This window comes from Rothia sp. HMSC066G02 (assembly GCF_001813145.1).
Classification (GTDB): domain Bacteria; phylum Actinomycetota; class Actinomycetes; order Actinomycetales; family Micrococcaceae; genus Rothia.
In genome coordinates this window covers 84,904-96,596 of the sequence record NZ_KV811597.1, presented here as the reverse complement: position 1 = coordinate 96,596, position 11,693 = coordinate 84,904, and the positions used below count along the sequence as shown (strand labels likewise).

The following is an 11,693-nucleotide window of genomic DNA, read 5'->3' as shown; positions in this document are numbered from 1 at the left end:
CTCGCTTCGCTTCGGGCACCCTGATGTCACTTCGGACGATACCGCCTTTCCGCGCTGGGGTACTGTGCGGGTGCGGCCGCGTTTTCCGGATGCGCCCTCAGGGTGTCAGCCCGGACGCTCTCCGCAGCGAAGCAAGGAGGGAGCGGAGCGTCCGGGTGACGGGTGCCCCTGCGTAGGCGCGGAGGAAATATGCGGCGCCCCGCCCCTGCTTAGTGAGGGGAGGAACGAGGACGGTCACTGCCCCTCGCCTGTAGCCCTAACCAAGCAGAGAGAGGACTAGTCCTCGTGCGCAACCTTCACGGTCACGCCGTTGAAGGTGACGGTGTCGCCGGGGTGCAGCTGCTTGCCGCGTGCTTCCTCAATGTCGCCGTTGACCTTTACCAGGCCGTGCTGAATGACCTCGCGTGCCTGCGCGCCGTCCTCTACGAGGTTGGCGAGCTTGAGGAACTGGCCGAGGCGGATCATATCGTCGCGAATAAAAATTTCTTCCATGCTTCCTAGTTTATCCCGCCGGGTGCATACTGGCGTCCGGCAAAAATGGGGGAGTGGTGGGTCGGGTAGGCATACCCAGGGGTGGGGTGGTGATGGTACCCTAGTGTCTTGCATCAAAAAGTGTGTATATTGCGCCGATGAGCGCGAATACGGGCGCCCCGTTCTGGGTTGCGTCCCTTATGAACCCGAACTCACGCACGTCACAGCCGGTGGCGGGGCAGAAGGAGTAACTATGGCTGAAAAGTCCACCCTCGATAACGTTATTGCGCTTGCGAAGCGCCGCGGCTTTGTTTTCCAGGCCGGTGAAATTTACGGCGGTTCCCGCTCCGCATGGGACTACGGCCCCCTCGGTGCAGAGCTGAAGGAAAACATCCGTCAGCAGTGGTGGCAGCGTTTCGTCCGCTCTCGTGCGGACATGGTTGGCCTGGACTCCTCTGTTATTCTGCCTCGTGCGGTGTGGGAGGCGTCCGGTCACGTGGCGACCTTCACCGACCCGCTGGTTGAGTGCCTGTCGTGCCACAAGCGTCTGCGTCAGGATCACCTGCTGGAGAACTTTGAGGCGAAGAAGGGCCGCGCGGCTGAGGGCATGGAAGAGATTGCTTGCCCGAACTGCGGTACTCGTGGTGAGTGGACTGAGCCGCAGAACTTCTCCGGTCTGATGAAGACCTACCTGGGCCCGGTTGATAATGAGGAGGGTCTGCACTTCCTGCGCCCGGAGACCGCTCAGGGTATTTTCGTGAACTTCAACAATGTGGTCACTGCTTCTCGTAAGCGCCCGCCGTTCGGTATTGGCCAGATTGGTAAGTCGTTCCGTAACGAGATCACTCCCGGTAACTTTATTTTCCGTACTCGTGAGTTCGAGCAGATGGAAATTGAGTACTTTGTGCACCCTGATGACGCTGATAAGTACTTCAATGAGTGGGTTGAGGACTGCTGGAACTGGTTCGTTGACCTGGGTATTAACCCGGATAACATGCGCCGCTTCGACGTTCCTAAGGAGGAGCGTGCACACTACTCGGCTGGCACTATTGACGTTGAGTACCGCTTCGGCTTCCAGGGTTCCGAGTGGGGCGAGCTGATGGGCGTTGCGAACCGTACCGATTACGACCTGGGCGTGCACAATGAGCACTCCAACGCGAAGCTTGAGTACTTCGACCAGGCTACCGGTGAGCGTTACGTACCGTACGTGATTGAGCCGTCCTTCGGTCTGACCCGCTCCATGATGGCGTTCCTTGTTGACGCGTACGTCGAGGATGAGGCACCGAACACTAAGGGTGGCGTGGACAAGCGCGTCGTGCTGAAGCTTGATCCGCGCCTGGCACCGGTGAAGGCTGCTGTTCTGCCGCTGTCGAAGAAGGCTGAACTGTCTGAGCCGGCAACTAAGCTGGCGAATGAGCTGCGTGGCCTGTGGAACGTGGACTACGATGAGGCGGGCGCTATTGGTCGCCGTTACCGCCGCCAGGATGAGATCGGTACCCCGTTCTGCATCACCGTGGACTTTGACACTCTTGAGGATCAGGCTGTGACCATCCGCGAGCGTGACACCATGAACCAGGAGCGTGTGGCTCTGGATCAGGTGAAGTCTTACCTGGCTGCACGCCTGGCAGGCTAAAAATAATTTATAACATGGTCGGCGGGTAGCCTCTTAGTAGCGAAAGAGGCTACCCGCCGTCGTGTATTTGGGCTACCCTGGTTAGACTGATTGGCACGTTTGACGCGAGCGAAGGAAAGGTGCACGGATATGGCTGAACGCCTCAGCGAAAAATTTGAGATTCGTCCTTGGCAGGAGGGTGATGACCTTGCCCTGCTTGAGATTTGGAACTCTGCCCGCAATGAGGTTGAGGAGCGCCAGCGTGGCCTTTTCGGCCCGGACAGTGACGCGCCGTTTAGCCGCACCCTGGTGGTGACTGTTTCTGGTGTGCCGGTGGCTGCGGGTACTGTGGTTGCTTCGCTGCTGCATCCGACGCGTTTGTGGTCGTATGTGGAGGTCGCAGCTGATCACCGCCGTCAGGGTATTGGTACTGCCCTGTTGAATGCGCTACGTGAGATTGCGGCTGCGCACGGTCAGACCACTGCTCTGCGCGTGAAGCTGTCGCCGTTTAGTGACGGTGAGGAGTTTGCGCATGCTGCTGGTATGAAGCTGATTCAGCGTTCCCGTATGGTACGTGTGGAGCCGGGTGCGATTCCTCCGGTGTCTTTGCGTGAGGACGCTGACGGTAACGAGACTCAGGCGATTGAGGATTTGGCGACCGGTTCGGTTGAGCTGACAGCCGCGCTGTGGGATTTCTACCGCCGCGCCCACGAGTGGGATGTTCCCGCCGAGGTGGGTTTGGGCACCGTGAACCGCTACTTCCTCTCGGATGAGGTGCGTGCCTTTGGTGCCGTGGTGCTTCGTGACCATATTCGTGAGGCTGCTGCCGAGGGTAAGAAGGGCCCGATTGCGGCGTTTGCGGTGAGCTACCACCCCTTCGAGACTGACCCAGAGGCGGCGCTGGTGAATGAGAACACCGCCACCGAACTGCTGCTGGGTTACGACTTCGATAATGAGGGTGCCGTGGAGGCGATTATGCAGGTGCTGTCCCTGCTGAGCGCTAAGTACCCGGTGCTGGTTGAGGTTGACGACGCCATGGAGGCGCTGGTTCAGGTGACCGACGTGCTGCTGCGTGCCGGCACTGCCTCGGTGGAGGGTGACCCGACCTATATTTACGTGACTGAGTAGATTCTTTAGTAGGTTCGTAGGTTGCCAAGTAGATTCTCGGTATCGAGCCTGCTGGCTGACTCTTGCTGAAGGGGCGGGGAAGTGGAATGCTCCTCCGCCCCTCTCGCGTACCTGCGCCTCCCCACGGTTGCTGAGCTTGCACTGCGCTCCTGTACCCCCTCAGCTGAGTCCGGTTCTCGATTTGCCCCCATATGCCACAATATAGGGGTGAATTCTGAAGCACCCCGTCTTACCCTTCCGCCCCTGAAACTGGGCAATCTGACCGTTGATACTCCCGTGGTTCTCGCCCCGATGGCTGGCGTGACCAATAAGGCTTTCCGCCGCCTCTGCAGTGAATATGGCGGCGGCCTGTACGTTACCGAAATGGTGACTGCGCGCGCCCTGGTGGAGCGTAAGCCCGAGTCCATGCGCATTATTGAGCATGACCCGGACGAGAAGATCCGCTCTATCCAGATTTACGGTGTGGACGCGGTCAACGTCGGTAAGGCTGTGCGCATGGTCGTTGAAGAGGACCGTGCCGACCACATTGACTTGAACTTTGGCTGCCCGGCTCCTAAGGTGACTCGCCGCGGTGGCGGTGCCGCTCTGCCCTGGAAGACTGACCTGTTCACTGCGATTGTGCAGACCGCGGTGAAGGAGGCGTCCCGCAATGATATTCCGCTGACTATTAAGATGCGTAAGGGCATCGACGATGACCACATTACGTTCTTGGAGTCCGCCAAGATTGCGCGTGATGCCGGTGTTGCGGCGATTGCTCTGCACGGTCGTACTGCAGCTCAGCATTATTCGGGTAAGGCGGACTGGGATTCGATTGCGCAGCTGCGTGAGCTGATTCCGGATGTGCCGATCCTGGGTAATGGCGATATTTTCTCCGCCGAGGATGCGGTGCGCATGGTTGAGCAGACCGGCGTGGACGGCGTCGTGATTGGTCGCGGTTGCCAGGGTCGCCCGTGGCTGTTTGGCGACCTGCAGAATGCGTTTGAGGGTTCGTCGGAGCGTATCCGCCCGACCCTGACTGAGGTGTCGGACATGATTTACCGCCACGCAGAACTGCTGGTGGAAACCTTCGGCGATGAGACCCGAGGCCTGCGCGAGATCCGCAAACACGTGGCGTGGTACTTCAAGGGTTACCCGGTTGGCGGTGAGCTGCGCGCGAAGATGGCTCAGGTGCCCGACCTGGCGACGTTCCGTGAGCTGATTGCTCAGCTGGACCACTCGATTGGTTACCCGGGTGCCGCTGTGGAGGGTTCGCGCGGTCGCGCCGGTAGCCCCAAGCAACCGCACCTGCCCGATGGCTGGCTGGATTCGCGCATCCTGGGGGACGCTGAGCGTCTGGGCCTGGCGGAGGCTGAGCTGGATATTTCCGGCGGCTAAACACCTGACTTGTGTGCCGCGGCGTGCTGTTTGCGCGTCGCGGCACATCCTTTTTACGCCTGTTCGTGCGTTATTTCCCGTGCCCATAACGCCTGCAGGCGCTACCTGTTGACCCTCACCGTAGAATTGAGTTTATGGCTGGATTAATCCGCAAAGAAGACATTGATGAAGTCCGCGCCCGTACCGATATCCGCGAAATCATTGAAGGCTATGTGAGCCTCAAAAGCGCCGGTATAGGCACCTTCAAGGGGCTGTGCCCGTTCCACGACGAGCGCACGCCCTCCTTCAATGTGCGCCCGCAGGTCGGTTCGTACCACTGCTTCGGCTGCGGTGAATCCGGTGACGTGTACTCCTTCGTCATGGCGATGGAACACACCAGCTTCGTTGAGACGGTGGAGCGTCTAGCCGCCCGTATTGGTTACACCCTGCACTACGAGGGCGGTAAGCCCGGCGACCGCTACGAGGCGGGTATGCGCCGCCGCCTGCTCGACGCGCACAAGATTGCCGCCGAGTTCTTTGAACGCAACCTCTACAGCGCTGATGCTCAGGAGGCGCAGCGCTTCCTCGGCGCCCGCGGTTTCGATCCCGCCGCAACCCGCAAGTTCGGTGTCGGCTACGCCCCGCGCGGCTGGGACCACCTGCTCAAGCACCTTCGCTCCCAGGGTTTCACGGACGAGGAGCTGAAGGCGACCGGCATGTTCTCAGAGGGCAACCGAGGCCTGTACGACCGCTTCCGAGGCCGCATCATCTGGCCGATCCGCACCATCGCCGGTGAAACCATCGGCTTCGGTGCCCGCCGCCTCTTCGACGACGACCAGGGCCCCAAATACCTGAACACCCCCGAGACGCAGCTGTACAAGAAATCCCAGGTGCTTTACGGCATTGACCTGGCAAAACGCGATATGACCAAGACCAAGCAGGTCGTCATCGTGGAAGGCTACACGGACGTCATGGCGGCACACCTCGCCGGCATCACCACCGCCGTTGCCACCTGCGGCACCGCGTTCGGTCCCGGCCACATCAAGATGGTGCGCCGCATGATTACCGACGACGGCTCCGGCGGCGAAATCATCTTCACCTTCGACGGCGACGCCGCAGGCCAGAAAGCCGCCATGGCCGCCTTCCAGGAGGACCAGCGCTTCGTCGCGCAGACCTTCGTGGCGGTTGCCGAGAACGGCATGGACCCCTGCGACCTGCGCCTACACAAGGGCGACGCCGCCGTGCGCTCGCTGATCGCTTCGCGCCGCCCGCTCTTCGAGTTTGCGATTGATTCGACCCTCGCCAAGTACGATTTGGCGACCCTTGAGGGCCGTGTGCTGGCGATGCGCGCTATCGCCCCGATTATTGCCGGCATCAGGGACCGCGACTTGCGCCCCGCCTACATGCGTAAGGTATCCGGTCAGCTCGGTCTGGAGCTTGACGAGATTCAGCGTGCCGTGGCATATGCGCAGAACCACCCGAAGCTTTCTCGCTCCCAGCAGGCGGAGGCTCCCGCAGCCGCGCCGCGTTACGAGCGTCTGAACGAGGGGCCGCAGGGAGTGCCGGGCACGCCGGGCTATGCGGGCGCTCAGGGTTACGTGGGCGCGCCGGGTTACGCGGGTGCTCAGGGCGCAGTTCATGCTGACGCGCCCTACGACCCCGCCTACGACGCACCGCCACCAGAAGACCACGCCGCACCCAGTGCCTACGCCGGTCAGAACGCTGCCGCGCACCCGCCGAGCAGCATTCAGCCCGCCGCACCCCAGCCGGAGGTGACCGCCCCCGCCGTCGAGGAATTCCTCACCCCCGACCCGCGCGACCCGGTTGCCCGCCTCGAAAAGGCGGCGCTCGAGATTGCCCTGCAGCACCCCGAGCTCATCAGTGTGGAACAGTGGCGTAACCTCGCCACCGTGCAGTTCCGCTACCGCACCCACCGTGAGGTGGCCGCCGGCATTATTCACGCGGCAACCGTCATGGCGCCCACCCCCGGCATCGAATGGATTAACTGCGTGCGCTCCGGCGCTGTGGAGGGCGTACATCCCGCCATCGCGGAGCTCGCCGTCTCACCGCTACCGGTCAGCAGCGCTGAGCGTCTGCCCGGTTTTGTGACTGGCGCACTCAATGCCCTGTTTGAACAGCAGATTGCCCGCCAAAAATCCGACCTGATGATGCGCCTAGAGCAGCTCAGCGCAAACCCCGACGACGAAGAGTTCGAAGCGGTACAGCGTCAGCTCCTCGAGCTGGAAATGCGCCGCCGCCAGCTCAGCGCACAGCGCGGCTAAGTACGGTTCCTTGTGAACGCCCCGGCTACCTGCCGAATGTCCTGTGTTCTGCAGGTTGCCGGGGAATACCGCGGGGTAGAAGCCTCCCTCACCACCCAAACCAACCACACACCCCAAAAGTGATGCACTTCATAGCATTTCAAGTTGCGGAGCCCAAACAGCCCCGGTATAGTTATTACTCGTTGCAAGGGAAACCAGCAACGAAAACAAAATAATCCCCCGTAGCTCAATTGGCAGAGCATTCGACTGTTAATCGAAGGGTTACTGGTTCGAGTCCAGTCGGGGGAGCGCATAAAGCAAGAATCCTCAGGGCTCCGCCCTGGGGATTCTTGCTATATACGTTCCTCTGACTCGAACCAGTAACCCCTCGGGCTTGCGCCCTCGGCGAGGCAAAGATTTTTGTTTCCTCGCGCGCTCGGAAAATCTTCGCCTCGCTAGTTCGAGTCCAGTCGGAACGTTCTCCCCAAGTCGTGAACCAGCAACCCCTCGGGCTTACGCCCTCGGCGGGATAACGGTTTTTACTTCCTCGCGCGCTCGGAAAAACCGTCACCCCGCTGTATCGAGTCCAGTCGGAACGTTCTCTCCAAGTCGTGAATGAGTAACTCCTCGGGCTTACGCCCCCGGCGAGGCAAAGATACTTCACCCTGCAAAAATGTGAAGTCTAACGCACAGAGAAGTTCCTCGCCCACATCAACCACACGCCCACTCGGCGCGTAACGGGGGAGCGGCGCATCGGCATCCTCTTACGCCTACTCCAGAGCAAATCCACAGGCGCAACCAAACCCAGAAACCTACGCCTGCAGCTCAACACAACCTCCAGAAAGTCGAAAATACCTGAAGAGATAGTGCAAACCCCCGCCCAAACGGTCACGCGGAGGTATCATAAGGGGCTAAACTATAGGAGGTGGAGTGCGAAAAAGAAGCCTCCAAAAACACGTCACGGAGAGGTGGTCATGACCACTACTACTAATCCCAAGGCACCTAAGCGTTTCTTTGCTGGCATTAGCGGGATTAAGTCCGGCGTCGCGAACATCATCGACGCTGGCAAAACCTTCAAGACCCTCGGACCCAGCCAGGTCAAGGACGAAATCCAGATTGCAAAGCACGAGCTGAAGACCAAGGGCATCGCCGTTGGTAAGGGCGCAGCCTTCTTCGGCGTCGCAGCAGTCTTCGGTCTGTTCCTGATCATTGCGCTGGTCGCCGCAGCAATCCTCGGCCTCGGCACCGTCATGCCCTACTGGGCATCCGCGCTGGTCTTCGCCCTCATCTTCCTCATCGTCCTGGCAATCTGCGCCCTGGTCGGTCTGAAGAAGGTTAAGGCTCAGCTGCCGTTCAAGCCCGAATCCGCAATCTTCGGTCTGCTCTTCGACCTCGGCGTACTCAAGGAAGGTACCGCTATGTCCGCTGAGCGCCTGAAGAAGGAACAGGCAGAGCGCGCTGAGCAGAAGGCTAAGGAAGCTGAAGAGGCAGCAGAACGCGCACGTCAGGAAGCTGAAGAGCGCAAGGCACGCGGTGAGGAAGAGCCCAAGCCGCCGACCTTCGAAGAGCTCAAGCAGCGCACCGCAGAGCGTCGCCAGCATCTGGCAGCCCTGCGCGACGACCTGCAGTCCTACACCGGCGACGTTCAGAACAACACCCAGCAGGCTCTGGACGCTCTCAAGGCAGTGCCCTCCGAGGTTGCCGCAGGTGCAGCAGCTACCGGCCGCGGCCTGGCAGAGAACGTGCGCAAGCCCGAGGTTCTGCAGGCACGCTGGAAGTCCTTCGCAGCACTGGGCGCATCCATTGCAACCGTCCTGCACTTCCTGAACCGCCTGGTTCGCCGCTAAACACTGTTCGCCGCTCAACCGGCACCGGTTAACGCCAAGCGTCTAAACGCCCCGATACTCGTATCGGGGCGTTTGTGCGTCTACGGGCAGGGCGCAGGCTCCAGCCTCAACGTGAGGTTTAGAGGCAACTCCCAGCCAAAGGCCCCGGCCACAAGTCGGAGAAGGACGCAGCTCACAGGTAGAATAGACAAGTGCTGTACGTACTGGACCCACCCGGTTCACGCGGCAGGCAGAGGTAGAAGCGGCGCACCGTCGCACCCGAACCCCCAAAGTCACCGACACACTACACCCCGATGAGGAGCCCCGTCATGGAACAGGCAAAGACGATTCTGATTGGCGCAGAAACCTACCCGCCGGACATCAACGGTGCGGCACAATTCGGTCACCGCCTCGCCACCTCCATGCTCAAGCGCGGCCACTCCGTACACGTAGTCGCAGCCAGCCCCATCCCCGGCCCCAGCTACCGCACCGAAGTAGAAGGCGGCATCGTGGAGCACCGCCTGCGCTCGCACCTGCCCCCGACCCATGAGACGAACCGCATCTGCCTGCCTTGGGAGATTTGGTCCGAGGTCGGCGCGATTCTCGACGAGGTGCGCCCGGACGTGGTGCACGTGCAGTGCCACTACATTATTGGCCGCGCCCTGATTTTCCAGGCGAAGCGCCGAGGTATTCGTGTTATCGCCACCAACCACTTCATGCCCGCGAACCTTGATCCGTTCCTGCCCTTCCCCTCTCCCGTGAAGCGCGTGATTGAGAAGGCAACCTGGAAGGATATGCGTTTCTGCTTCTCCAAGACCGCGGTCGTTACCACCCCCACCCAGATTGGTGCGGATGCGATGCGCGACCTGGGTCATTTTGATCGCCCCGTCATGCCGGTTTCTAACGGTATTGAGATCAGCGACTACGAGCTGGCTGAGGGTGCTGACGCCGGCAAGGTTCCCGGTGAGCTGCGTATCGCCTTCGTGGGCCGCCTGGCTGAAGAGAAGAACGTGGACGTGCTCATCGAGGCGCTCTCCCTGCTGCCGGATACTCTCGAGCACGTGGTGCTGGATATCGCCGGTGGCGGCGAGCTGCGTGAAGCTCTCGAACAGAAGGCGCACGATTGCGGCGTGTCCGACCGCGTGATTTTCCGCGGCTTCGTTCCGGAGGAGCATCTGCCCGAGGTGTACCAGATGGCTGATGTGTTCTGCCAGCCCGGTACCGCCGAACTGCAGTCCCTGGTTTCCCTGGAGGCGATGAGCGCCTCCACCCCCGTGGTGCTCGCGAACGCGCTGGCTCTGCCGCACCTGGTGGAGGACGGTGTGAACGGCTACCTCTTCGAACCCAATAACGCTCAGGATTTGGCGAAGAAGCTGGAGGCTGTGCTCTCCCTGCCCGCTGCTGAGCGTGAGCAGATGGGTCGTGAGTCCCGCCGCATCGTGGGCTTCCACAGCGCTGAGAACACCTGGCGCACCTTCGAGGAACTGTACGTGAGCGACGCTCCGTACCAGCGTTACCTGGATTCGCGCCGCTAAGCTTCTCTAGCCCCTGGGCGGCGGATTGAGCGTTTTTCGTTCTCAGTCACCGTTCAGGTACTCTAGAGGATGGTGCTGGCGTCCATTGCGCGCCGTCACTGCACCGGATGGGGAGTTAGCTCAGCCGGTTAGAGCAGGGGACTCATAATCCCTTGGTCGCGGGTTCGAGCCCCGCACTCCCTACGGCCCCGCCCGTCGACTTCACCCACTTGTCGGCGGGCGGGGCTTTTTCGCGCCCTCTTTTCGTGCTCTTTTGTCATGCTCTCGGAGGCGCGTATTTTCGTGCATGGAATGCATCAACGGTGATGAAAATGAGTAAATGACGAACGAAGACGCACCATAGCGTTCAATACGGTAGGGTTGAAGAGTCTTGTCACGAAAGACAGTGTGATGCCGCCGGTAGATGCCGATTCAGCCGGTAGGTGTTGCTTCCACACACCATACGAGAGGATCTCAATGTCGGAGAACACTCCCAACAACCCGTCGCAGGGTGCCGCCGGGGGCTACGGCTACGATGCTGGCGCGCGTCCCGCACAGGATGCTTCGCTGCCTGCTCAGCCGCAGCAGCCCGTGCAGTCGAGCCAGCAGGGTAATGCTGCTCAGCCTGCCGCACCGGCAGCACCTCAGCAGCCCGTCCAGCCTCAGCAGGCACCCCAGCCCACTCCTGCGAGCGCTCATGCACAGCCGAATGCTGAGGCTCAGGCAGCCCCCGCACAGCCCGGTCAGCCTGCCGCCGCACCCCAGCCCGGTACTGCTCAGCCTGGGGCCGCGCAGCCCGGTCAGCCCGGCCAGGCAACCTATGCGCCGAGCGCACCGCATCCGGCGGTGAAGGCACTGGGCGCTACCTGGAACGCGTTCCTGGACGTTTTCTCCAGCAACCCGGCGACCGCGCACGCCCGCATCTCTGCCGCCGGTGCGTGGGGTTGGATTGTTCCCACGACTCTGCAGGCGCTGGTGGGTGCCTTCTTCTTCAGCCAGCTGATTATCCTGGCTGCCGTTATCGCGATGTCCATGGTGGGCTACATGTTCGGCGGTCGAGGCGGTGCCGCTTACGGTGGTGCCTACGCCGCACAGGCCGTGCCGACCGGACGCATGATTCTGGCGTACGTGCTGATGGCTCTTGCAATCTTCGGTGTGCAGGTTCTGCGCGGTGTGCAGCTGCAGCTGACCGCGCGTATCGGTAAGGCGCCGACCTCCTTCACCGCGAGTATGCACGCCGTGTCGGTGTCTTCCCTGGCGCTGATTCCTTCGTTCCTGGTGCTGAACCTGCTCGTGTTCTTCCTGACCCTCACCCGTAGCGGTGGTGGTGCGTTCTTCCTGACCATGCTCATAGTCCTGGTGCTTGCTTTCGCCGTGTTCTCGGGTGAGGCTCTCACCTATCTGGGTCTGAACCGTCTGGGCCGCTTCGCGAAGTCCCCGATTATCATGCACGCGGCGCTGAGCACCGCATGGGTTCTGGCGTCCATGGTCGTCTATTACGTGGCGATTCGCCTGATGGGAGCCTAGT

General features: G+C 61.2%; 8 protein-coding genes and 2 tRNA genes. 9 read left to right on the top strand and 1 reads right to left on the bottom strand.

Translation table 11 applies throughout. The features are described 5' to 3' along the window. Nucleotides 1-276 precede the first annotated feature (276 nt). On the bottom strand, nt 277-492 hold the full coding sequence (locus tag HMPREF2894_RS07155; RefSeq protein WP_005508828.1) for an RNA-binding S4 domain-containing protein: 216 nt from the start codon (nt 490-492) through the stop codon (nt 277-279). A 232-nt stretch (nt 493-724) separates the two neighbouring features. Between HMPREF2894_RS07155 and HMPREF2894_RS07150 the strand changes: the two genes are divergently transcribed. From HMPREF2894_RS07150 to HMPREF2894_RS07110, 9 genes are all read left to right on the top strand, one after another. Further along, entirely contained in the window at nt 725-2,104 is a 1,380-nt protein-coding gene (locus HMPREF2894_RS07150; RefSeq protein WP_005507052.1) for a glycine--tRNA ligase, read from the top strand. A gap of 129 nt (nt 2,105-2,233) precedes the next feature. Continuing rightward, nucleotides 2,234-3,211 (top strand): GNAT family N-acetyltransferase, encoded by a 978-nt coding sequence (locus HMPREF2894_RS07145; RefSeq protein ID WP_070678538.1) that lies wholly within the window; start codon nt 2,234-2,236, stop codon nt 3,209-3,211. 207 nt (nt 3,212-3,418) lie between these two features. Further along, nucleotides 3,419-4,585 (top strand): tRNA dihydrouridine synthase DusB, encoded by a 1,167-nt coding sequence (gene dusB / locus HMPREF2894_RS07140; protein WP_049355088.1) that lies wholly within the window; start codon nt 3,419-3,421, stop codon nt 4,583-4,585. 134 nt (nt 4,586-4,719) lie between these two features. Beyond that, nucleotides 4,720-6,846 carry a DNA primase gene (dnaG, locus tag HMPREF2894_RS07135; protein WP_070678534.1) on the top strand — a complete coding sequence of 709 codons (2,127 nt, stop codon included), beginning with the start codon at nt 4,720-4,722 and terminating at the stop codon, nt 6,844-6,846. A 215-nt stretch (nt 6,847-7,061) separates the two neighbouring features. Then, a tRNA-Asn gene (locus HMPREF2894_RS07130) sits at nt 7,062-7,134 on the top strand. 665 nt (nt 7,135-7,799) lie between these two features. Further along, nucleotides 7,800-8,672, top strand: a complete 873-nt coding sequence (locus HMPREF2894_RS07125; protein WP_005508823.1) for a phage holin family protein — start codon at nt 7,800-7,802, stop codon at nt 8,670-8,672. Between the two features lie 308 nt (nt 8,673-8,980). Next, entirely contained in the window at nt 8,981-10,186 is a 1,206-nt protein-coding gene (locus HMPREF2894_RS07120) for a glycosyltransferase (RefSeq protein WP_070594106.1), read from the top strand. Nucleotides 10,187-10,295: 109 nt separating this feature from the next. Then, nucleotides 10,296-10,369 (top strand) — tRNA-Ile (locus HMPREF2894_RS07115). Nucleotides 10,370-10,642: 273 nt separating this feature from the next. Continuing rightward, entirely contained in the window at nt 10,643-11,692 is a 1,050-nt protein-coding gene (locus tag HMPREF2894_RS07110; RefSeq protein ID WP_049341677.1) for a hypothetical protein, read from the top strand. Nucleotide 11,693: the final 1 nt, after the last annotated feature.